The 22,812-nt window shown below is 34.5% G+C and carries 21 protein-coding genes; 2 read left to right on the top strand and 19 right to left on the bottom strand.

The features are described 5' to 3' along the window. Positions 1-106 precede the first annotated feature (106 nt). Positions 107-1,348 (top strand): helix-turn-helix domain-containing protein, encoded by a 1,242-nt coding sequence (locus EP747_RS10930; protein ID WP_129689893.1) that lies wholly within the window; start codon positions 107-109, stop codon positions 1,346-1,348. Between the two features lie 161 nt (positions 1,349-1,509). Here the strand turns inward: EP747_RS10930 and EP747_RS10925 are convergent, their stop codons facing one another. From EP747_RS10925 to rpoN, 9 genes are all read right to left on the bottom strand, one after another. Next, positions 1,510-2,760, bottom strand: a complete 1,251-nt coding sequence (locus EP747_RS10925) for an MFS transporter (RefSeq protein WP_129689892.1) — start codon at positions 2,758-2,760, stop codon at positions 1,510-1,512. Between the two features lie 296 nt (positions 2,761-3,056). Next, the gene (gene eno, locus EP747_RS10920) at positions 3,057-4,352 is read right to left on the bottom strand and encodes a phosphopyruvate hydratase (RefSeq protein WP_129689891.1); all 1,296 of its coding nucleotides are present in this window, start codon (positions 4,350-4,352) and stop codon (positions 3,057-3,059) included. Positions 4,353-4,415: 63 nt separating this feature from the next. Beyond that, on the bottom strand, positions 4,416-5,948 hold the full coding sequence (gene gpmI / locus EP747_RS10915) for a 2,3-bisphosphoglycerate-independent phosphoglycerate mutase (protein ID WP_129689890.1): 1,533 nt from the start codon (positions 5,946-5,948) through the stop codon (positions 4,416-4,418). Then, positions 5,948-6,703: a triose-phosphate isomerase gene (tpiA, locus tag EP747_RS10910; protein WP_129689889.1), complete on the bottom strand. Its 756-nt coding sequence runs from the start codon at positions 6,701-6,703 to the stop codon at positions 5,948-5,950. Before tpiA ends, gpmI begins: the two co-directional genes overlap by 1 nt. Before the next feature lie 79 nt (positions 6,704-6,782). Next, the gene (locus tag EP747_RS10905; RefSeq protein ID WP_129689888.1) at positions 6,783-7,964 is read right to left on the bottom strand and encodes a phosphoglycerate kinase; all 1,182 of its coding nucleotides are present in this window, start codon (positions 7,962-7,964) and stop codon (positions 6,783-6,785) included. A gap of 243 nt (positions 7,965-8,207) precedes the next feature. Next, on the bottom strand, positions 8,208-9,215 hold the full coding sequence (gene gap / locus EP747_RS10900) for a type I glyceraldehyde-3-phosphate dehydrogenase (RefSeq protein ID WP_129689887.1): 1,008 nt from the start codon (positions 9,213-9,215) through the stop codon (positions 8,208-8,210). A 41-nt stretch (positions 9,216-9,256) separates the two neighbouring features. Further along, positions 9,257-10,285 (bottom strand): sugar-binding transcriptional regulator, encoded by a 1,029-nt coding sequence (locus EP747_RS10895; RefSeq protein ID WP_129689886.1) that lies wholly within the window; start codon positions 10,283-10,285, stop codon positions 9,257-9,259. 195 nt (positions 10,286-10,480) lie between these two features. Beyond that, positions 10,481-10,720 (bottom strand): glutaredoxin family protein, encoded by a 240-nt coding sequence (locus tag EP747_RS10890; protein WP_129689885.1) that lies wholly within the window; start codon positions 10,718-10,720, stop codon positions 10,481-10,483. 13 nt (positions 10,721-10,733) lie between these two features. Then, positions 10,734-12,035 (bottom strand): RNA polymerase factor sigma-54, encoded by a 1,302-nt coding sequence (rpoN, locus tag EP747_RS10885; protein WP_129689884.1) that lies wholly within the window; start codon positions 12,033-12,035, stop codon positions 10,734-10,736. A gap of 148 nt (positions 12,036-12,183) precedes the next feature. Here rpoN and EP747_RS10880 point away from each other — a divergent pair, with 148 nt between their 5' ends. Further along, positions 12,184-14,904 carry a sigma 54-interacting transcriptional regulator gene (locus tag EP747_RS10880; protein ID WP_129689883.1) on the top strand — a complete coding sequence of 907 codons (2,721 nt, stop codon included), beginning with the start codon at positions 12,184-12,186 and terminating at the stop codon, positions 14,902-14,904. Positions 14,905-14,951: 47 nt separating this feature from the next. Here EP747_RS10880 and chbG read toward each other — a convergent pair whose 3' ends face one another. From chbG to EP747_RS24220, 10 genes are all read right to left on the bottom strand, one after another. Next, positions 14,952-15,668, bottom strand: coding sequence for a chitin disaccharide deacetylase (chbG, locus tag EP747_RS10875; RefSeq protein WP_129689882.1), 717 nt, complete (start codon positions 15,666-15,668; stop codon positions 14,952-14,954). Positions 15,669-15,746: 78 nt separating this feature from the next. Continuing rightward, positions 15,747-17,084 (bottom strand): 6-phospho-beta-glucosidase, encoded by a 1,338-nt coding sequence (locus tag EP747_RS10870; protein ID WP_129689881.1) that lies wholly within the window; start codon positions 17,082-17,084, stop codon positions 15,747-15,749. A 72-nt stretch (positions 17,085-17,156) separates the two neighbouring features. Then, positions 17,157-17,477 carry a PTS lactose/cellobiose transporter subunit IIA gene (locus EP747_RS10865; RefSeq protein WP_129689880.1) on the bottom strand — a complete coding sequence of 107 codons (321 nt, stop codon included), beginning with the start codon at positions 17,475-17,477 and terminating at the stop codon, positions 17,157-17,159. 22 nt (positions 17,478-17,499) lie between these two features. Further along, complete coding sequence (locus EP747_RS10860) at positions 17,500-18,855, bottom strand: PTS sugar transporter subunit IIC (RefSeq protein WP_129689879.1); 1,356 nt, start codon at positions 18,853-18,855, stop codon at positions 17,500-17,502. Positions 18,856-18,899: 44 nt separating this feature from the next. Next, positions 18,900-19,202, bottom strand: coding sequence for a PTS sugar transporter subunit IIB (locus tag EP747_RS10855; protein WP_129689878.1), 303 nt, complete (start codon positions 19,200-19,202; stop codon positions 18,900-18,902). Between the two features lie 444 nt (positions 19,203-19,646). Continuing rightward, entirely contained in the window at positions 19,647-19,967 is a 321-nt protein-coding gene (locus EP747_RS10850; protein ID WP_056469854.1) for a PTS lactose/cellobiose transporter subunit IIA, read from the bottom strand. 25 nt (positions 19,968-19,992) lie between these two features. Then, the gene (locus EP747_RS10845; protein WP_129689877.1) at positions 19,993-21,348 is read right to left on the bottom strand and encodes a PTS sugar transporter subunit IIC; all 1,356 of its coding nucleotides are present in this window, start codon (positions 21,346-21,348) and stop codon (positions 19,993-19,995) included. A gap of 43 nt (positions 21,349-21,391) precedes the next feature. Further along, on the bottom strand, positions 21,392-21,694 hold the full coding sequence (locus EP747_RS10840) for a PTS sugar transporter subunit IIB (protein WP_098428529.1): 303 nt from the start codon (positions 21,692-21,694) through the stop codon (positions 21,392-21,394). A 334-nt stretch (positions 21,695-22,028) separates the two neighbouring features. Continuing rightward, complete coding sequence (locus tag EP747_RS10835) at positions 22,029-22,322, bottom strand: DUF6509 family protein (protein WP_129689876.1); 294 nt, start codon at positions 22,320-22,322, stop codon at positions 22,029-22,031. Positions 22,323-22,634: 312 nt separating this feature from the next. Then, a complete protein-coding gene (locus EP747_RS24220) occupies positions 22,635-22,790 on the bottom strand; it encodes a hypothetical protein (RefSeq protein ID WP_165346993.1) in 156 nt (51 codons plus the stop codon). Positions 22,791-22,812: the final 22 nt, after the last annotated feature.

The following is a 22,812-nucleotide window of genomic DNA, read 5'->3' as shown; positions in this document are numbered from 1 at the left end:
CAAACAAGTTTTTCACTTACCTTTTAACGTAATTGTTATATCTTTTTAGTAAAAAACGCTCTAAAAGATGTAACACAGATTACTTAGGACACAAGGAGCGGGTTAAATGTTAGAGGGAGAAATCATCAAATTTTATCGGCAAAAAGCCGGACTTACGCAGGATCAATTAGGAAAAGGCATTTGCACTCTCTCTTACGTTAGTAAAATTGAGCGAGGTCAAACTGCCTGTTCTTCGGAGATTATCGAATTACTATCAGAACGCTTGCAAATAGATATACAAGAGGAAATCGGCCGCCTTGAGAATATGGAAAATCACCTTCATCGTTGGCATAAGGCGATTATTATGAGAAAGATGAAAGAAATAGAGGAAACCAATAACGAACTGGAAAAAATCCCGACGATTGTTTTTTCCAAATATGCTGCCTTATATAAGCTACTTCAGGCAAGGTACTTTATTCTAAAGGAAGATTTTGAAAAAACATTTACCATTTTACAGCATGTCCAAAAAGAATATCCGACTCTTAGCCCTTTCGAAAAAAACTTACTGTATCATGTATGGGGCATTTATTATATATGCAATTGCATTACCTCAAAGAACGAAAATCACCAAAGAGCTATTAAAATCTTGCGTAAAATCAGTAAGGATGAGTATGGCAATCTAGAATATCATTATGACTTAGCACTAGCATATCACTGTATCGATTCTAAAATAATGGCTTATGCTTGCGCAGAAAAAGCGCTTCGATACTTCAGAGAAACGAATAACTCTATCATGGCAATCGCAACGGAGTCTATGATGCTTTTACAGATTGGCAACGATATGCATTTTGATTTAGAAGAGTTGACGGAATCTTATCAGAATCTAATTTATCATAGCGAATTACTAAATGCACATGATCGAAAAGGAGTGCTCTTAAACAATTTGGGCTTTGAATATTTTAAAAGAAAAGATTATGTAAATGCACATAAGTACTATAAAGAAGCACTTTGTCTGTCGAATAAGTCTTCTATCACATATATGAATCGCCTCTATAATTGTGTGGAAAGCAGTTTGGAAGGAAAGCTACAACGAAAAAACGTGATTCTTAAAAAGGCTCAAGAAGGGATTCTACTATCAAAAAAGTTGAAAAATCACTTTTATCAATTAATATACAAGCTTCTGATCTTCCGTATAGAGAATAATCTTGAACAGTATTATAACTTCATAGAAAAAGATGCCTTACCCTTTTTCCAGCTAAATGAGCATACCTTTTTTATAAACAAATATGCTAAAGAATTATATGATTATTATGTAGAAAAGGAACATCATGAGAAAGTCGCCAAAATTTCTAAAATCCTCATAAGATAGTAATTTACTAAAAGACGATAAACAGTTTTAAAGAGAAGGTCAACAACCTTCTCTTTTTAGAAATTTTTAAATCCTTAAAAATAAATCTATATCAGTTAAATGACAACAAATAAAAAACCTGATTATTAAAAATAACCAGGTAACATTTTACTATTAAATTTTTATGACTTTGCTTCGACTACTACATTTTTCATAATCTTAAACATTGGTACCATAATAAGTATTCCAATGATAAACAATAAAGCGGAAAATTGATAAATAGAGAACAATGAAAATTGCTCCTTTAAAACTCCTGCCAAGCTCATCGTAATGACCATAGCCCCCATAAATAATGGGGTTAATATACCGTTTACCCTACCTACAAACTTTTCATCAGTATTTTTTAGAATAATAGTATTAATACCTATATGCAATGCAGGCATAAATAGTCCGATAAAGAATTCAGCAACAAGCGTTAGCCAGAACATCTCAGACCAACCAATTACAAATATTCCAATCGCATTGACCGCCATACCGATTAATAATAAAACATGCGGAGCTAACTTATTAGAAATTACCATGATTAGGCCACCACCAATAATCATAGCGGCTCCATTTGCAGCGAATATCCATTGTAAATATTCCTTATCTAATCCTAGTCGTTCAGTTACTAAAAAAATAGCTAGAGGATGAATAAGGCCTATACCTAATCCTGCTGCTGCAAATACTCCACCTAAATAAACAAGAATTTTTCGAGACCAAACGTATCGGAATCCTAACTTCATCTCTTCCCATAATGATGTTGTATGTTCTGCCTTTTCTTCTTCTTGATCTTTAGGTAACCTTGTTAATACTAAAGCTGACATAAGAAAAGCAATACCTACAATTCCCATCGAAACATGCATTCCAGCTTGTTGGAATACGAATGTACCTAATACTGGACCTAAAATCATAAACACTGCCATCATCGTTTGAAATATAGACATACCTGCTTGCATTTGCTCTCCTGGTACATGAACTTTAAATAATTTCATATTGGAAGGCTGAGAAAACTGGGACAAGATTGCTGAAACAAGTGTAGCAAAAAATATAAACTTCCAAGTTCCATATAATAGAGCAAGCAGTATTACAAATATAGATACTGCACTTAAAAGATCGCACCAAATCATTGTACGCTTTGGCTTCCAACGATCGGCAAAAGTTCCACCGATAAAAGAAAAAATAAAAATCGGCGCAAATTCAGCAACTGAAATAAGTGATACGGCCGTAGCATCACCATTTGTCTTTTCCACAACAAATAATAATATTGCAAAATTCCGAACCCAAATTCCAATTTGAATAAACAAACCTGCTGTAAGAATTGTTTGGATAAAAGGATTTTTTAACAAAGAAGCCATTGAAGGATTTGAAGCTGTTGAAGTAGTTGTAGACATTTGTTCCCCTCTCTTATTTTTAATTTACTCTGATTTCAGTATAACTATCATTACACAAGAACTAACGTTCCCAAGAACATATATTCTTATTTTAGCATTAAAATTCTTTAATAATCAATCCCTTATTTAGTTTATACTTTTTTCTGAATTATTAGTCCAATTTAAAGGACAGGAACTGCAAAACCTCAAAGGAATTTGCTAAATTCAAATAAAAAAAGAGAAGGTGACGATCCTTCTCTTTTAACGTGTCTATAATGGATTATGTTTTTTTGTTAATGCACTTAGTTTTGATTAAATTATTTTCTTAAGTTGTAGAAAGATTTTAATCCTTGGTATACTGCGCTTTCGCCTAACTCGTCTTGAATACGTAATAATTGGTTGTATTTAGCGATACGGTCTGTACGAGAAGCAGAACCTGTTTTAATTTGACCAGCATTTGTAGCAACTGCGATATCAGCGATTGTGCTATCTTCAGTTTCACCAGAACGGTGAGAAACTACTGCTGTGTAACCTGCACGTTTAGCCATTTCGATTGCATCGAAAGTTTCAGTTAATGTACCGATTTGGTTAACTTTGATAAGAATTGAGTTTGCGATACCTTTTTCAATACCTTCAGCTAATTTTTTAGTGTTTGTAACGAATAAATCGTCACCTACTAATTGTACTCGGCTACCTAAACGTTCTGTTAATAATTTGTGACCATCCCAGTCATTTTCATCTAAACCATCTTCAATTGAAAGGATTGGGAAATCATTGCAAAGTTGCTCGTAGAAATCAACCATTTCAGCTGAAGATACACCAGTGCGTCCTTCACCTGCAAGATCGTATTTACCAGTTTCTTTGTTAAAGAATTCAGAAGAAGCAACGTCCATTCCTAAGAATACTTGCTCTCCAGCTTTATAACCAGCTTTATCAATTGCTTCCATGATTACTTCTAAAGCTTCACGGTTTGAACCAAGGTTTGGAGCGAATCCACCTTCGTCACCTACAGCTGTGTTTAAACCTTTGTCATGTAATACAGCTTTAAGGTTGTGGAAAATTTCAGTACCCATACGAATTGCTTCTTTAAAGCTATCAGCACCTACAGGTAAGATCATGAATTCTTGGAAGTCTACGTTATTATCAGCATGAGAACCACCGTTGATGATGTTCATCATTGGAACTGGTAATTGTTTCGCATTAAATCCACCAAGGTATTGGTATAATGGTAAACCTAATTCATCAGCTGCTGCACGAGCTACTGCCATAGATACACCTAGGATTGCGTTAGCACCTAATTTACCTTTGTTTTCAGTACCATCTAGCTCAATCATACGACGGTCGATTGAAACTTGATCAGTTACTTCGAATCCAACGATTTCTTCAGCTAAAATATCATTAACGTTAGCTACAGCTTTCTCAACACCTTTACCAAGGTAACGAGATTTGTCTCCATCACGTAATTCAACAGCTTCATATTCACCAGTTGAAGCACCACTTGGTACAAGTGCACGGCCAAAGCCACCATCTTCTGTATAGACTTCTACTTCAACAGTAGGGTTACCACGAGAATCTAATACTTCGCGAGCATAAACATCAATAATCATTGACATAATAAAATCTCTCCTTTTGTTGCGTTATACGCATAATTAATAACTTTTATATTAACTGTTCACTTATTTAATAAGCGATTTACCAGTCATTTCTTTTGGTTGTTCTACTTTTAATAAAGCAAGAACAGTTGGAGCTAAATCACCTAAAATACCATCTTCACGTAACGTAATACCTTCTTCAGTAAGAATAACTGGTACAGGGTTAGTCGTGTGAGCAGTCATAGGTTCACCTTCAGGTGTAATTTCCTCATCAGCATTTCCATGGTCAGCAGTAATGATTGCTTTTCCGCCCTTAGCAAGAATTGCATCAACTACTTCTCCTAAACATTCATCAACTGCTTCAATTGCTTTAATTGTCGGCTCAAGTTTTCCTGAATGTCCTACCATATCTGGATTTGCAAAGTTTAAGATGATTACATCATGCTTGTCTGCAGCAATCTCTTTAAGTAATGCATCTTTTACTTCATAAGCACTCATTTCCGGTTTCAAATCGTAAGTCGCAACTTTTGGCGAGTTAATTAAAATACGTTCTTCACCTGGGAACTCTGCTTCACGGCCTCCACTAAAGAAAAATGTAACGTGTGGATACTTTTCCGTTTCAGCAATTCGTAATTGTTTTAAGTTATTTTGAGACAGAACTTCACCTAAAGTGTTATCTAAGTTTGTTGGTTTAAATGCAACATAACCTTGAACTGTTTCACTAAAATGAGTTAAGCAAACGAAATGAACATTTTTCGGGAACTTACTTCCACGATCAAAGTCACGGAAATCATCGTTTGTAAATACATTTGAAATTTGAATTGCACGGTCAGGTCGGAAGTTGTAGAAGATGATTGAATCTTCATCACTTATTGTTGCAACTGGAGTTCCATCTTCTTTTACCATTACAGAAGGTAAAACGAATTCATCATGGATACCGTTCGCATACGAATCTTCAATTAATTCGTACGGACTTGTATAAGTTGGCCCTTCTCCATATACCATTGCACAATAGCATTTTTCTACACGATCCCAACGTTTGTCACGGTCCATGGAATAATAACGGCCAGAAATTGTTGCAAATTCTCCGACACCATATTCTTTAAACTTTGCTTCTGTTTGATCGATATATTTTTTAGCTGTAGTTGGACCAACATCTCGTCCATCAAGGAAAGCATGTACATATACCTTTTTCATACCTTCTTCGGCAGCTAATTTTAATAAAGCAAACATGTGATTAATATGGCTGTGAATACCGCCATCAGACAGTAGACCGAAAATATGTAATGCTTTATCTTTTTCTTTTGCACTTTTAATTGCATCGATGAATGTATCATTTTTTTCGAATTCGCCTTCACGAATTGCCTTATTTACACGCGTTAAGCTTTGATAAACAATTCGCCCAGCTCCGATATTCAAATGACCAACTTCAGAATTACCCATTTGTCCTTCAGGTAGACCTACTGCTTCACCGCTAGCAGTTAATTGTGCGTGAGGATATTTATTCCAATATCTATCATAATTTGGTTTCTTCGCTTGTGCAACAGCATTTCCAAATGTTTCATCGCGCAAACCAAATCCATCTAGGATAATTAACGCTACTGGTTGTTTACTCATTACTTAACAGCCTCCAATAATGCAAGGAAAGAAGCTGGTTCTAAACTTGCTCCACCTACTAACGCACCGTCAATATCAGGTTGAGCCATATATTCTTTAATGTTTTCAGGTTTTACACTGCCGCCATATTGTACACGTACAGATTCTGCAACAGTTTCATCGTAAAGACTTGTTACAACATCACGAACAAATTTACATGAATCTTGTGCATCCTTTTCTGTAGCAGATTTCCCTGTTCCAATTGCCCAAATCGGTTCATATGCAATTACTAAATTCTTTACTTGCTCATCAGTAAGACCTGCAAGATCAGCTGTTAATTGAGTACGAATAACTTCCTCAAATTTACCGCCTTCACGTTCTTCAAGCGTTTCGCCACAGCAAAGAATTGGTGTAAGACCATGTTCGAAAGCTTTTTTTGTTTTACTATTAATAAACTCATCTGTTTCGCCATAATATTCACGACGTTCTGAATGTCCGATAATAGCATAAGTTACACCTAAATCTTTAAGTGCTACTGGACTAATTTCTCCAGTATAAGCTCCACTATCTTGATTACTTACATTTTGAGAACCAATTTTTAATTCAGTTCCTTTTACGCCGTATAACATAGGTGCAATAAATAATGCAGGAGCACAAACTGCTGAATCTACTTTATCAGATGATGGAATGCTATTTTTTACTTCCTCAACGAATGTCATCGCTTCGTTAAGCGTCTTATTCATTTTCCAGTTACCTGCGATAATTGGTTTACGCATGAGAAACACCTTCCTAACAATTGGTAAGACATAAAATCTTACTCTATTTCAATTACTAAATATTGTAAAGCTATAAGACTTATTTATCGTTTAATAATGCAACTCCAGGTAGTTCTTTACCTTCCATAAATTCTAATGAAGCACCGCCACCAGTAGAAATATGGCTCATTTTATCTGCTAGGCCGAATTTTTCAGCAGCAGCAGCTGAATCTCCACCACCGATAATTGAGTATGCATCAGAATCTGCTAATGCTTGTGCTACACCTTTAGTTCCCTGTGCAAATTTATCGATTTCAAATACACCCATAGGTCCATTCCAAATGACTAATTTAGAGCTTTTAATGACATCTGCATAAAGAGCAGTTGTTTTTGGTCCAATATCAAGAGCTTCCCAATCTGCAGGAATGCTATCAATATCAACTTCCCTAGTATTAGCATCTTCACCGAATTTGTCAGCAACAATTGCATCAATTGGCATATAGAATTTAACACCTTTAGCTTCTGCTTTTTGCATAAATTCATTTGCTAAATCAATTTTATCTTCTTCTAAAAGAGATTTACCAATTTCATAGCCTTTAGCTTTTAAGAAAGTATAAGCTAGTCCGCCACCAATAATTAAGTTATCTACTTTTTCTAATAAGTTTTCAATTACGCCAATTTTATCTCGAACTTTCGCTCCACCGATAATAGCTGTAAATGGGCGCTCTGGATTAGAAAGTGCTTTACCTAAAACATTAATTTCTTTTTCCATTAAGAAACCTGCAACAGCTGGGATATGTTTAGCAATACCAGCTGTTGTAGCATGTGCACGGTGAGCAGCGCCAAAAGCATCATTTACATATACATCAGCTAAAGAAGCAAATTCTTTTGCTAGAGCTTCATCATTTTTCTCTTCGCCTGGGTAGAAACGAACGTTTTCTAATAATAAAACATCGCCTTCGTTCATTTTGCTAATTTCTTCTTGAACTTTAGGTCCGTATGCTTCATCAGCTTTAATAACGTTTTTACCTAATTTTTCACTTAAACGTGTAGCAACAGGATTTAAACGCATGTCTTCATTTACTTGTCCTTTTGGACGTCCTAAGTGAGATGCTAAAATAACTTTTGCTCCGTTTTCTATTAAATACTGAATCGTAGGAAGAGCAGCACGAATACGAGTATCATCTGTTACTTCACCATTTGCCATTGGTACGTTAAAATCTACACGGCAAAATACGCGTTTCCCTTTTACATCAATGTCATGTAATGACTTTTTGTTCATAGTAGGTGCCTCCAGTACTGTTTTTATTCATCCATGTTCAATTCCACTGGTCGATCCGTCTCATGCAAAGTCGTATCTATTCTGTGATATTGTCACCGCAATTTTAACAGATTATGTACATCAATTGGAATTTATTTCTAGAGTATTTTTTAATATTGTGTTGGATTAGTGACAAAAGAGGATTTTTATCAAACAAAAGAGGGGAGGAAATTCCCCTCGCCCTCATATTAATTTTTATTAAAATTATAGACCTTTAGAAGCGATGTGAGCTACTAAGTCAACTACACGAGTTGAGTAACCAGTTTCATTATCGTACCAAGAAAGGATTTTAACCATGTTGCCTTCCATAGTCATTGTAGATAATGCATCGATTGTAGAAGAGTTTGTGCAACCGTTATAGTCGATTGATACTAATGGCTCTTCAGAATATCCTAAGATACCTTTTAATTCACCTTCAGAAGCAGCTTTGAATGCAGCATTTACTTCTTCAGCAGTAACTTCAGTATTTAATTCTACTACTAAGTCAACTAAAGATACGTTAGCAGTTGGTACACGTACAGCACCACCGTTTAATTTACCTTTTAATTGAGGTAATACTAATGAAACTGCTTTAGCAGCACCTGTTGTTGTTGGGATCATGCTCATTGCAGCAGCACGTGCACGACGTAAATCTTTGTGTGGTAAATCTAGAATTTGTTGGTCATTTGTGTAAGAGTGAACAGTTGTCATCATACCACGTTTGATACCGAATTTTTCGTCTAATACTTTAGCAAATGGAGCTAAACAGTTAGTTGTACAAGAAGCATTAGAAATTACATTGTGGCTAGCTGCATCGTATTTGTCATCATTTACACCCATTACGATCGTGATATCTTCATTAGAAGCTGGTGCAGAGATGATTACTTTTTTAACTGATCCACCTAAGTGTTTTTCAGCATCTTTTTTATCTGTGAAACGACCAGTAGATTCTACTACAACTTCTACTCCGTAATCGCTCCAAGGTAAAACTGCTGGGTCACGCTCAGCAATTACTTTAATTTCGCTTCCGTTTACAACGATTGAATCGCCATTAACTGTTACATCAGCGTTTACTGAACCGTGAACTGAATCATATTTTAATAAGTGAGCTAAAGTTTTAGCATCTGTTAAGTCATTAATTGCTACAACCTCTACGTTTGGGTTGTTTAAAGCTGCGCGGAAAACCATACGTCCGATACGTCCAAATCCATTAATACCAATTTTAGTTGCCATTTTTAATTTCCTCCTTTTAATAGGTAGAAGCTTTTTTTATTTTAAAGGGTACATCCTTTAATTAACTCTTTTGCTGCTCCTTCGTCTGTGACGAGGATGTTTACATGACCTTTCTTTAAGAAAGAAGCCATTGCTTTTGCTTTAGAAGATCCTCCAGCTACTCCCAGTACATAAGGTATATTCTCCAATTCATTCAGTTGTAAACCGATTGTTCTTACTCTGTAAACAACTTCACCATTTTCATTAAAGTAATATCCAAATGCCTCTCCTACAGCTTCAGATTCAGTTAAGATTTCTAACTGTTCTGATGAAGATTGTCTTCGTTTTGCCATCGTAAATGCATCTCCAATGCCGTGTACGACAATTGAAGAAGATCGAATTAAATTTAGAACCTCTTTTACTCTTGGTTCTTCCATCATAGTTAGATAGGCTTCTTCACTAAGTTCATCTGGCAAGTGAAGTAATCGATAATTACCTTTTGCCATTTCAGCCATTTTTGCACAAATCGTATTTGCTTGATTTCTTACTTCTTCACCTAAACCGCCTCGTGCTGGTACAAATAAGGTATTTAGATCTTTAGAGTCATCATTCATCATTTCAGCCACGGCAGCTAAAGTGGAACCACCAGTAACAGCAACAATATTATTTGTTTCTAGCCTTTGGTTTATACAGCCAACAGCCGCTCGACCCATCTCCTTTTTTACCCAGTCCAGATCGTCACTATCGCCTGAAACAACGATTACTTCCTTCAGATTAAACATATCCTTAAGCAAGTCTTCGATATTTTTCAAACCGAATAGTTCACGCATTGGTTCTTCTAGATCTAGAAGTAAGCTTAGTCCTTCATCCGTTAATGTCATGCCAGAAGATGCGACATTAATCAGCCTTTGCTCTTTTAATAAAGCAACTTCTGATCTAAGTACTCTTTCTGTTAATCCTACGCTAGCAGACAAATTCCTTCGACCGATCGGCTGCATAATTCGTATATATTGTAGGATTTGAAATCTCTTTTGGATAACAGGTATTAGATCAGGTAATAATTTTTGTTGTAGCTTTAAAATATGGTTCATTTTCATCTCCTCTTTCACAGAGTATTCACTCGGGTCTAAATGTGTCCCACTATGACATATTATGTCCCACTTGTTTTAAAAAAATTACAGCGTTTTTCAACGTTGTTTTTTCGAACAAGATTTACTCCTCCAGAAGTGAAATAACCCTGCTACATTTACATTGTAACAGGGTCATTCATTTCTTTCAACTGATAACTACCCATTTATGGCATTTAATATGTCAATCTTATGAATTTTTCCGTACGCAACGGTTTCCCCATCAATTTGAATAACAGGGATCATTAGTTGATATTCCTCTAATAATGCGTCATCAGAATAAATATCAATTTCATTTACTTCGATTTCATATTCCGATTGAACCAAACGAATTGCATCTTTTGCTTCTTCGCATAATCCACAATTTTCTTTTGTAAATAAAGTTAACTTAACCGACATCCAATTCTCCTTTTTAACTAAAGCGCTTTCGTTTTGATGAACCAGGAATTCTAAGTATATCCCTATATTTAGCTACTGTTCTTCTAGAGATTTCCACTCCATGTTTTTCAGCTAATAATTCAACTAGCTTCTGATCCGAAAATGGTTTTTCTTTGTTTTCTCCATCTACTAGCTGCTTGATGAATACCTGAACACTCGTTGACGCAAGCTCCTCACCATCTACACTTACACCTTGATGGAAAAATTTCTTCATTTCAAATAAACCAAACGGTGTCTGTACATATTTATTTTTACAAGTACGACTTATTGTCGATTCATGTAATGAAAGTTCTTCCGCTATCTCTTTTAAAGTAAGGGTTTTTAAATTTGCAGGACCTTTTTCAAAAAAACCAATTTGCTTACGAAGAATACAATTCATTACTGCTAACATCGTTGATTTTCGTTCTTCCAAACTCTTCATTAACCAGTTAACTTGAGTATTTTTATCCTTTAAATAAACTGAAACTTCCTTCTCATGTTGACCATTTAAAATTGAAGAGTATTCATTAAGTACCTTTAAACGCGGCATAATTTTATCATTAATCAGTACAACAAATTCCCCGCCTATTTTTTCGACTGTTAAATCAGGAGCTACATAATTTACTTGGTCTTGGAAATAATTTAAACCTGGTCTTGGCTGAAGGGTTAAAATTAAGTCAATTTCCCTTTGTAAATCAGGTAAGCTAATCTTAAGTTTCTTAGCAATTTCTTTCCAGTTTTTATTAACAAATAGATCAAAATAATCTTTAATGACCTGTTTTGCAATTGTTGTATCAACTTCAAGGCCATTTAGTTGAATCAATAAGCACTCTTTAACGGATCTTGCTCCAACTCCTGAGGGTTCAAAACGTTGAAGTATTTCAATGCAGATTTGTAACTGAACGAAAGAAATATTTAATTCGTGTATAAGTTCTTCATCTGATTCCATCAAAAAACCATTTTTATCTAAGTTATAAATTAAATATTTAATAATTTTATATTCCTCATTATCAATTTTCAACTCATTTAACTGACTAACAAGTTCTTCTTGTAATGTTTCTGTTCTTCGAGTATATAACTCCATTCCTTGTCCGCTGGAAGTAGTTTGTTGTTTGACTTTTGAAGAAGTGTAATCGTTATAAGGAGTTTCGACCTCAATTAAGGGATTTTCTAATGATTGCTCAAATAAAAAATCAGTTAGCTCTTGGGCATTAAATTGAAGCATTGTAATGGCTTGTCGTAGTTCCTGAGTCATTGCAAGTTTCAATGATTGTTTTTGCATTAAATTCATTTCCATACTACTTCACTCCCTTATTACTATTTTACTCGATATTTAACTTTTTCATAGTACTTGACGAATTGTTACACTAATTTAAATATAGTGAAAACGTTTACTTTTTCCTGTATAGTAAAAGTATACAACTCTTTATTATGGGTGGGCCATTATGAACAGAAAAAATCAGATATATGAAGTTTTTCTTCAAAGTAAGGAGCAAGGTTTTACTGCTAATGAGATTGCTCAAAAGCTCGGTTTAGATAGAGCAAACGTTAGCAGTGATTTAAATAAATTAGTTAAAGAAGAATTATTAATTAAAACAAATTCTAGACCGGTCGTATTTAAGCTTCTATCTCATACTTTACAACAAACGAATAAATCTCAAATTAAGATAGCAAGTTCAGAATATAAATATGAATATTTTTATGAGGAAAATATTAGTTTAAGACCTGCCATCGAAAAAGCAAGATCAGCTATTCTCTATCCTCCAAATGGTATGCACACATTAATACTCGGTGAGACTGGTGTTGGTAAATCTGCTTTTGCTAAAAGAATGCACGATTACGCAATTCGTACGAATGTTTTAGAAAAGGATTCTCCATTCATTATTTTTAATTGCGCAGACTATGCAAATAATCCACAACTATTATTAGGTCAGCTTTTTGGTGTAAGAAAAGGTGCTTATACAGGTGCAACAGAACAAAAAGGTCTACTTGAGAAAGCAAATAATGGAATACTATTTTTAGATGAGGTTCATCGTCTTACTCCTGAAGGTCAAGAAATGTTATTTACGTTCATTGATTATAAGTTGTATAGAAGACTAGGAGAGACAGAAAATGAGCGAACATCGAATGTTTTAATCATTTCAGCAACAACAGAGGATCCCGGGTCCACTTTATTATCTACATTTACGCGCCGGATTCCTATGGTCATAACATTGCCAGCTCTTCGTGATCGAACATACGAAGAGAGATTGACATTGATTAAACGATTTTTCACGGAAGAAAGTGTTCGTCTTGGAAAAGAGATCGTTGTAAGTGCAAATACTATTCGCTCTTTTCTATTTTATCCTTGTCAAAACAATATCGGACAACTTAAAGCCGACATCCAATTAGCTTGCGCGAAGGCTTATGCAGATTTTATTACTCATAAACATGACAAAATACGTATTTATAGCACTGATTTGAACTGGTATGTGAAGGAAGGCTTATTCATTGAAAAAAAAGTAAAGCATGCAGTCACACTGTTAAACGAGCATTTTGAATTTTCACCAACAAAGGGTATTACTAGTAACCAACAATTGGATCATTCTGCAGATACAATTTATGACCGAATTGATACGAAATATGAAGAACTGAAACAACGTGGCGTTGCTCAGGACGAGTTATCCTTACTAATGGAAAACGATATTGAAAGTTATTTTACGCATTATTTAACTTCTATTAATCGCAAACTATCTAGTAAAGAAAACGTCCAAAAAATAATTAAGCCTGAAATCGTTACACTAAGTGAAAAGGTACTAAAACTAGCAGAAGAAAAATTAAGTAAGAGATTTAATGAAAAAATACTTGTTGCACTTAGCCTACACATACAAACGCTATTACAACGTATACAGTCAAACAAGAAAATTTATCATCCAAATATAACGCAAATCCGAGATCAATATAAGAAAGAGTTTTCCGTTTCAATTGAATGTGTAAAAATGATTGAAGATTTTTCAAATGTTTCAATCCCATTTGATGAAGTAGCATTTATAACGATGTTTTTTGTATATGGAAACGAAGATTATAAAGTGACTAGTTCCAATGTAAAAGTAATTGTATTAGCTCACGGTAATGGAATTGCTAGAGAAATGGCAAATGTAACAAATGAACTGTTAGAAAACGAGGAAGTTATTGGAATCGATATGCCATTAAGTGAACCACCACAAGATTTTTTAATTCGAGTAAAAGATTATATTAAATCTTTAGGTAAATTAAATGGAATTCTACTTTGTATCGATATGGGGTCACTATCTTATATCGGCGACATAATTGAAGCCGAATTTTCAATTCCTGTACGCTTAATTCAAATGGTAAGTACTGCACATGTAATCGAAGCTTCTAGAAAAGCGACACTAGGTTATAATTTAGACGAGCTTTATCAGGACGTGCGAAACTTAACTACTTTCTTCATCAACTCTCATGCGAATAAAACGAAACAACCTGAATTTAATCGTTCTGTGATTTTAACTGCATGTCTGACTGGTCAGGGAAGTGCAATAGCCATTAAAAATATACTAGCGAATAACTTGGTCTATGATAAAGAGATGCTAGAAATCGTACCAATTAGCCTTTTAAATAAAGACGAATTACAAAAAATGTTAAATGATATATCTAAAGAACGAAGTATCGTTTGTATTGTTTCGAATTTTGATATAAATGTTCCATTTAATACGTTTCATTTACAAGATGTATTAAATATGAAGGCTACAAAGACAATACAAGAATTGATAACTTATGAAGAAACGTATTTAAAAATGGCTGAAACATTACAAGAGACTATTTCTTTAAAGGATGCTAAAAAAGTAATTAGTGTAATTAGACGTGCCTTAAATGATATACAAGTTCAGACAGATAAATTTTTCAAAAACGAGGATCTAATGGGAATTGTAATTCATATGAGTTGCATGATTGATCGAATTCAAAACTCACAGCCTCTAATCCCATTTAAAGATAAAGAAGATAAAATAAATAGTGACTATATGCTATATTTAAAAATAAAAAAAATATTGCAACAAATTGAGGATGCTTGTGACATTATCATACCTGATGATGAAATATGTTACTTAATGGAATTTTATTCTAGAAATGATATAAGCAGGTTAGATGAAGACTTTTATATAAAATAAGTAAAAAGCCAGTTACTTCGTTGAAGAAACTGGCTTTTTACTCTATATTAATACTTTACTAACTCTACTCCCTCAGGAAGTTTTGAGTTCGTTAAGATATCTAGTTCTGTTAATCTCTCAAAGCAATAAGATGTACCATTTTTTAAATGATTATCTACAAACGCAGGATGTACCATAACCTCTACTGACTCGATACTATTATTTAATCTGTCTTCTATTGTCTCAAAATAGTTTATTGGAATATCACTACCATAAAAATCGATTAACAATTGATCCGTAAAAGGCGTGATTCCGTCTATTTGACTTTTTGGAGAAATACGGACTGGAAGATCATATTTTTGAGATAGTTTTGCAATTACTGGGTGTAGAATTGGGATCATGTGTACATGGTGATGACTATCTAGATGTGAAGGATTCAATCCATAAGAAAGAAACTTTTGAATTTGAGCATCCCATTCCTTTTCAACTTCTTCAACATTAATAACTGGATTGTCATACCAATAACTATTTTTAAGGAAATCCCCATTTTGATCAACGATTGTTTGTAGATCCGCTAATAAAGGTTTGCCCGCAGTTAATACAAGATGTACACCTAATCCTAAAGTAGGATGTAATTTTGCTAATTCAATTCCATGCTCCACAGCATACATATTCATCATCATAGTCGCGGAATTCACTATTCCATTCAAGTGAGCTTCAATAATGCCATAATTTACACCTTTTGAATATCCGAAATCATCTGCATTTACAATTAGCTTCGTCATCATTCATTCCCCTTTTTCTTTTAGTATGATAAAAAGGGATGTACTCTTTCATTCGAGCTACATCCCTCTTTTTAATCGTTAATTTGCTGCTACTTTTTCGTTTTTGAAGAATTGAGGTAAATGCTCTTTGTGAGCCTCTAACATTTCATCTAGAATTTGTTTTGCTAAATTATCAGATCCAACTAGTGGGTTAATACACATAGCAAGTAATGCTGTTTTATAATCACCGGTTACTCCAGCTTCAGCAGCGACACGTTCGAATGATTTAATTTGTTGAACTAAACCGCGTACTGCAACCGGCAAGTCACCCATCGTAAGTGGTTTTGGGCCATCTTTTGTAATAACGGCACTTACTTCAACAGCACATTCATCTGGAATTGATGCAATAGCACCATTATTCATTGTGTTAACAGGTTGGATATCACCTTTATTGTTATATAGAGATGAAATTAATCGGCATGCAGCATCACTATAATAAGCTCCGCCGCGTTTTTCTAATTGTGGTGGCTTAATATTTAAATTAGGATCTTTATATAATTCGAATAATGATTCTTCTAATTTTTTTACAACCTCAGCACGTGTACCATCTTTTTTCGCTGCATCAAGCTCTTCCTCTAGCATTACTTTCGTTTGATAGTAGTACCGATGATACGGACATGGAATCGCTCCAAGTGCTTCAATAAAATCAGGATTCCAATCCATTGCCTTAATATTTTGCATCGTCATACTTTCAGCAGGGCGTGCAAACTCACTTACAACACGACTTGTTACATCTTCACCATCTAACAATACTTTCGTTCCGTAAACCATATGATTTAATCCCATAAAATCAATATGCACACGCTCAGCTTCTACCCCTAGACCTTTTGCAATGTTCATGTGGATATGAATTGGTACATTACATAAACCGACTACTCTACGGAAATTTGTGTATCTTAAAATCGCTTCTGTTAAAATACCTGTAGGATTCGTAAAGTTTACTAGCCAAGCATTTGGACAAAGCTCTTCAATATCCTTGACGATATCTAAAATAACCGGAATTGTACGAAGTGCTTTAAACAGACCACCTGGACCATTTGTTTCTTGACCAATTACCCCATATTTTAATGGAATACGCTCATCCTTCATACGAGCCTCAAGTAAGCCTACACGAAATTGTGTTGTGACAAAATCAGCATCTTTAAGAGCAGCACGTCGGTCAAGAGTTAAATGAATTTCCATTGGTACTCCTGCTTTTTCTACCATTCTTTTCGCAAGGTTTCCAACGATTTCAAGTTTCTCTCTACCTTCTTCAATGTCCACTAGCCATAACTCTCTTACAGGTAGTTCATCATAACGTTTAATAAATCCTTCAACTAATTCTGGAGTATAACTTGAACCGCCACCAATTGTTGCTATTTTAATACCGTTTCTCATTTTCTTCACTCCTTTTATATGATAGGAGAAAAGTAGCTCGATCATTCTAGGAAACTACTTTTCTATTTTCTGTTATTTATTTAATTTTTCATGTAGGAAAATTATTTCTGTTACTAAATCTCTCATCGTTAATGCATTCATTAAATGATCTTGAGCATGAATTAATAAGATACTTAATTCAACATTCTCTCCACGTGCTTCACCTTGAATTAATGAAGTTTGTGCATGATGCGCAAGATTTAATTCTACCTTTGCTTCTTCAATCTTACTATTTGCTTCTTCTAAATTACCCGCTCGAGCAGCCTGCATCGCTTCCATTAATGAGCTTTTTGCGTTTCCTGCGTGTAAGATTAATTGGAATGCTGTTTGCTCGATTGTCGTTAAAGTACTCATTTCGTATCCTCCTCAAACTGCATTACATAGCAGCACTTTGATTATTTGCTGCTTCTCTCATTTTTTTAGATTCCATTCGTCTTTGTAGTGCAACGAAAGGTAAATAGATTACTACAGAGATAATTAAGTTAAATGCTGCTAAGGCTGCACCTGTCCAATGTCCCCCTGTAATCAACCACCCACCTAAAATTGGTGGTGTTACCCATGGAATATTCGTAGTTACTGGGTGAACCATACCTAAAGAAATCGCTAAATATGAAATAACGGTTAAAATAATTGGTGTACCAATGAATGGAATTAACCACATTGGATTTAACACGATCGGTAATCCGAAAAGAACTGGTTCATTAATTTGGAATAAACCTGGTGCCCCACCTAATCCAATCATTTGTTTATTTCGTTTTCGATTTATTAATATCATTGAAATGATTAACCCTAACGTAGCTCCTGATCCACCTAAGAATACAAATGCATCAAAGAACTGGCCGGCCATTACATTATATTCACTCCACTTTGTAACACCTTTTGCTGCTAAATCAATATTTTCATTTCCTAAAGCTGTAAATAATGGTGTCGTTATTCCACCTAGAATATTTGGTCCATGTAAGCCAAGCATCCAGAAGAAATGAATAAAGAATGCTATACCGATTGCAAACGGTAAAGAGTCTGCAGCATTCGTTAATGGCTTAACAAGTACTGAGCTTAACCAATCATTAAAATATACTCCATCTGATAAATATAATCTGAATAGCAATCCAACAATCGCGATCACAAAGATTGTTAGCATACCTGGTAATAGCTTTGCAAATGCTTTTGAAACTGCTGGTGGTACACCATCTGGTAATTTAATAACTAATTGCTTTACTCTTGATAAACGAACAAAAATTTCAGTTGCGATAATTGCAACGATAATTCCGGTAAAAAGTGCAGTTGAATTAGTATAAGTAGAGTTCACTAATCCCCAAACACTACCAGTAGCTGTTTTTCCATTTTCTAATGTAACGGTTACAGTATTTAATGATTGTGGCACTAGTACAAAATATGACGCTAATGCGACAAGCATTGCTTCAAATCCTTCATCACCATAAGAACGAGCTAATTTATAAGCAATCCCTACAACTGCAAAAACAGTCATAAATGCGAATGTTCCCCACCAAATGTCTCCACCTAATGTCTTCCAGTTCACTCCAAAAAGAGCTTCCATCATTTTGTCGTAACCTTTGATCGCTCCACCTAAATTATTAAATAAAACTGCAAATGAACCGACCATAGTAATGGCAATCATACCGATTAACGCATCGCGTATTGCTAATAAATGACGTTGGTTACCGAACTTTGCTGCAGCTGGCATTATATATCTATCTACAAAATTCATCATTTTTTAAGACTCCCTTTTGTTTAAAATTTATGCAACAATCATGACTATTTTTTTAAACTAAGTGCTAATTCTAAAACAGCTTCACCATTCATAAGCCCATAATGTACTGGATTGATTACATCAACTGGTATCCCTTTTGGCTCGGCAACTTTTTTCATTTCAGAAGCTAAATAACGTACTTGTGGTCCTAATAAAAGAACATCTGCTTTATCTAAATTTTCTTTTGCAGCATCACCTGAAACTGCCCAAATCTTTACGTCAATCCCTTTTACTTTTGCTGCATCCTCCATTTTAGTTACTAGTAAACTAGTAGACATTCCCGCTGAACAAGCTAATAAAATATTCATTGTTATTCCTCCAATTTTTAGAATTAGTATAGCGCTTACAGATTTGTTTGAAAGTAAGAAACAAATCGTTCTAGCAACTACAAATTAATTTATTTTGTACACTCTTTATATAGCAAATGGCGTGCCAACTTTTTCTGATTAAATGAAAAATATATAATTTAATCTTTAAAACCTTGTCCTATAAGGAATCATAGTCATAAATCTTTTTTCTTTGCTTTAAAAGGAAAAGAACTTAAAACGTCTAGTGTGTTAAATATAGTTCATCAATCTTCTTAAATTGTTTTAGTGTGTTGTTACCCTGTTAGTGTGTCGAGATTTATGTACATTAAATTGTAGTGTTTTAAAACACTTTTACGATTCTTACTTAAATTATACATTTTGTTCTATGTGATCTATGAAAAAAAGTGATGTAGAATTAATCTACACCACTTTTTTTATCAATTATTAAAGTGAAATTTTTTCATGCAAGTAAATAATTTCCTCTACTAAATCTCTTGTTGTAAGAGTGTTCATTAAATGATCCTGTGCATGTACTAAAAGAATATTAATTTTGTATTGTTGCCCACCTGCTTCACTTTGTATAAGTGAAGTTTGTGAATGATGAGCCAGCCTAAGTTCCGCATTCGCCTCGTTTACTTTCCCACGAGCTTCCTCGAACTCTCCATCACGAGCTTTATACATTGCTTCCATTAATAAACTCTTAGCATTACCGGAATGTAATATAAGTTGAAATGCAATTTGTTCATTATTTGTGTCGGTAGGCATTTTCACTCATCTCCTTCACATTCTATTATACATTTAATGAATTACTACTTGTCGTTTCGGTCGACTTTCTAGCTTCCATTCTTTCTGCTACTACAACGAAAGGTAAGTAAATAACGATTGAAATCACAACATTAACAAGCGCTAAAACTGCACCGCTCCAGTGACCACCAGTTGCTAAATAGCCACCTATAACTGGTGGAGTTACCCAAGGGATTGTAGAAACAACTGGGAAAACAATATGTGATTGAACAGCTAAATAAGAAATAATGGTTAAAACAATTGGAGTACAGATAAATGGTATTAACCATACTGGGTTTAACACGATTGGTAAACCGAAAATAATTGGTTCATTAATATTAAATAATCCTGGAGGTGTTCCTAAAGCAATCATCTGTTTATGACGTTTACGGTTAACTAAGAACATTGCAATAAGTAAACCGATTGTAGTACCCGATCCACCCATATATACGAATGCGTCTAAGAATGGACCTGCTAAGACAGAATACTTATCTAGATCTGTCACACCTTTAGCATATAAATCGACGTTATGGTTACCTAGGGTTGTTAATAAAGGAGTTGTAATACCCCCTAAAATATTTGGACCATGTAATCCAATCGCCCAGAAGAAATGTACAAAGAATGCAATCGCAACTGCAAATCCTAATGAATCTGCTGCATCTGTTAATGGTTTTACAAGAACTGAATTTAACCAATCATTAAAAAATACGCCATCCGAAATGTATAATCTGAACAATAAGCCAACTAATGCAACGATAAAAATTGTTAACATACCTGGTAATAACTTTGCAAATGCTTTTGATACTGCAGGCGGAACGCCATCTGGTAATTTTATAACTAATTGTTTCACTCTAGCTAAACGTACAAAAATTTCAGTTGCAATAATCGCAACGATAATTCCTGTAAATAAAGCCGTTGAGTTTAAGGAATTCCAACTAATAAATCCCCAAGTTCCACCTGTAGCTGTCTTACCACCATTTAACGTAACAGATACTGCTGCTAATGATTGTGGAACAAGTACAAAGTAACACGCTAATGCAACAAGCATTGCTTCAAAACCTTCATCACCATAAGAACGAGCTAATCTATGCGCGATCCCTACTACGGCAAATACTGTCATAAATGCAAATGTTCCCCACCAAATATCACTGCCTAATGTTTTCCAGTTTGCACCAAAGACTGTTTCCATCATTTTATCGTAGCCGTGGATTGCGCCACCTAAGTTATTAATAAGTACAGCAAAAGCTCCAATCATCGTAATGGCAATCATTCCAATTAACGCATCACGGATCGCTAGCAAATGACGTTGATTACCAAACTTCGCTGCGGCAGGCATTATATACTTCTCAGCAAAACGCATCATTCAAATACACCTTCTTTTCTTTCTAGATTTTTAATTCCCCGTTTTATTTTTTCAAATTTAAAGCCATTTCTAGTACAGCTTCACCATTCATCAATCCATAATGCACTGGATTAATCGTATCTACTGGTATCCCTTTAGGTTCAGCTAGTTTCTTCATTTCTGAGACTAAATAACGAACCTGCGGACCAAGTAGTAATACATCCGCTTTGACTAAATTTTCTTTTGCCTCATCACCAGCAACAGCCCATATCGTTGCCTGAATTCCTTTTGCCTTAGCTGCTTGTTCCATTTTTGTAACTAATAGACTAGTCGACATTCCTGCAGAACATACCAATAAGATATTCATCCTACACCTCCTCAATTTCCCTTATCGATGAAACGCTTACATTTTTACAAATAATGACAAAAGAATTACGCGTTACAAGGACAAGTTGTGTAATCAATTTAAATATTGCAAATTCTGTGCCAATATTCTAAAAACTCTATCTTTTTAAAAACACAACAAAAAAACCTTGATAAATCAAGGTTTTCAAAACGTAGCATTTATTCAAAACATTAGTGTTTTATAAGTGTGTACGCACAATTTGTACTGTGTTTACAATTACACAGTAGTGTGTTGAGAAATACCTAAAATAGGATATCTCCTAAGCTGAAGTGTGTCATTCAATAACACATTAATATTAATCTTCAACTGTTAAATGAGTTTTACAAAATTCGAATACTTCTTTTTCTTCATCTTCTTCCAAATCAAAATCTAAATACTGATTTGACTCAGCTTCATACAAGTCATATTTAATTAATTTCGACTCGTCACCATTTACTCCAAACAGCGCTTTTATGTATATACCTTTTTCATTAAATAATTCATCATCCTCTGGTACATTGATATAAAGAATAAACTCATATCGATCACCTTCAATGATACCAAATGGATCTTTTATTTCTTCTACAGTGTATTCTGCAATCGTTAACACAAAAACATTCCCTTCAATTTTAATATGTACTATTATACACAAAGGAATGGACAAAAAGAAAGACGCCTGCCGCAGCAGACGTCTTGATGCGTTTGAGGCGAGAGACCGGGCGGCCACATCCGCGCGTTTAGCTTGCGCATATCTCTCGTCTTACTCAAATTAGCTCATCGCAAAGAGTAATATATCATATATTTAGAAAAAAGGATAGAGGAAAAAAATAGAAGGAGCAAAAAGAACCGAAAAATTTTATAAATATAAAATCACTCAGTCTTTTTTTTAGGAAATTTAAAATATTATTAAACATCCTCTAGTTTAGATACAGAATTTGATGATTTTTAGGTCGATGCAGTATTTTTTCTTTTTAGATGTTGAGTACAGATTATAAGTTTCATTAAACTTTAGTTCTCTTTCCATTTCATCTTTATTGAATTTAGCCATTTCTTCAAAAACCCAAGAATTCATATCCATTTAAATGACCTCCTTTTATTTA

The organism is Gottfriedia acidiceleris, from assembly GCF_004138285.1.
GTDB classification, from domain to species: Bacteria; Bacillota; Bacilli; order Bacillales; family Bacillaceae_G; genus Gottfriedia; species Gottfriedia acidiceleris_A.
This window is presented reverse-complemented; position numbering and strand designations above follow the sequence as displayed.

Excerpts from the sequence above, each read along its gene's own strand:
- EP747_RS10930 (WP_129689893.1), top strand. The coding sequence starts at position 107 with ATGTTAGAGGGAGAAATCATCAAATTTTATCGGCAAAAAGCCGGACTT.
- EP747_RS10925 (WP_129689892.1), bottom strand. The coding sequence starts at position 2,760 with ATGTCTACAACTACTTCAACAGCTTCAAATCCTTCAATGGCTTCTTTG.
- eno (WP_129689891.1), bottom strand. The coding sequence starts at position 4,352 with ATGTCAATGATTATTGATGTTTATGCTCGCGAAGTATTAGATTCTCGT.
- gpmI (WP_129689890.1), bottom strand. The coding sequence starts at position 5,948 with ATGAGTAAACAACCAGTAGCGTTAATTATCCTAGATGGATTTGGTTTG.
- tpiA (WP_129689889.1), bottom strand. The coding sequence starts at position 6,703 with ATGCGTAAACCAATTATCGCAGGTAACTGGAAAATGAATAAGACGCTT.
- EP747_RS10905 (WP_129689888.1), bottom strand. The coding sequence starts at position 7,964 with ATGAACAAAAAGTCATTACATGACATTGATGTAAAAGGGAAACGCGTA.
- gap (WP_129689887.1), bottom strand. The coding sequence starts at position 9,215 with ATGGCAACTAAAATTGGTATTAATGGATTTGGACGTATCGGACGTATG.
- EP747_RS10895 (WP_129689886.1), bottom strand. The coding sequence starts at position 10,285 with ATGAACCATATTTTAAAGCTACAACAAAAATTATTACCTGATCTAATA.
- EP747_RS10890 (WP_129689885.1), bottom strand. The coding sequence starts at position 10,720 with ATGTCGGTTAAGTTAACTTTATTTACAAAAGAAAATTGTGGATTATGC.
- rpoN (WP_129689884.1), bottom strand. The coding sequence starts at position 12,035 with ATGGAAATGAATTTAATGCAAAAACAATCATTGAAACTTGCAATGACT.
- EP747_RS10880 (WP_129689883.1), top strand. The coding sequence starts at position 12,184 with ATGAACAGAAAAAATCAGATATATGAAGTTTTTCTTCAAAGTAAGGAG.
- chbG (WP_129689882.1), bottom strand. The coding sequence starts at position 15,668 with ATGACGAAGCTAATTGTAAATGCAGATGATTTCGGATATTCAAAAGGT.
- EP747_RS10870 (WP_129689881.1), bottom strand. The coding sequence starts at position 17,084 with ATGAGAAACGGTATTAAAATAGCAACAATTGGTGGCGGTTCAAGTTAT.
- EP747_RS10865 (WP_129689880.1), bottom strand. The coding sequence starts at position 17,477 with ATGAGTACTTTAACGACAATCGAGCAAACAGCATTCCAATTAATCTTA.
- EP747_RS10860 (WP_129689879.1), bottom strand. The coding sequence starts at position 18,855 with ATGATGAATTTTGTAGATAGATATATAATGCCAGCTGCAGCAAAGTTC.
- EP747_RS10855 (WP_129689878.1), bottom strand. The coding sequence starts at position 19,202 with ATGAATATTTTATTAGCTTGTTCAGCGGGAATGTCTACTAGTTTACTA.
- EP747_RS10850 (WP_056469854.1), bottom strand. The coding sequence starts at position 19,967 with ATGCCTACCGACACAAATAATGAACAAATTGCATTTCAACTTATATTA.
- EP747_RS10845 (WP_129689877.1), bottom strand. The coding sequence starts at position 21,348 with ATGATGCGTTTTGCTGAGAAGTATATAATGCCTGCCGCAGCGAAGTTT.
- EP747_RS10840 (WP_098428529.1), bottom strand. The coding sequence starts at position 21,694 with ATGAATATCTTATTGGTATGTTCTGCAGGAATGTCGACTAGTCTATTA.
- EP747_RS24220 (WP_165346993.1), bottom strand. The coding sequence starts at position 22,790 with ATGGATATGAATTCTTGGGTTTTTGAAGAAATGGCTAAATTCAATAAA.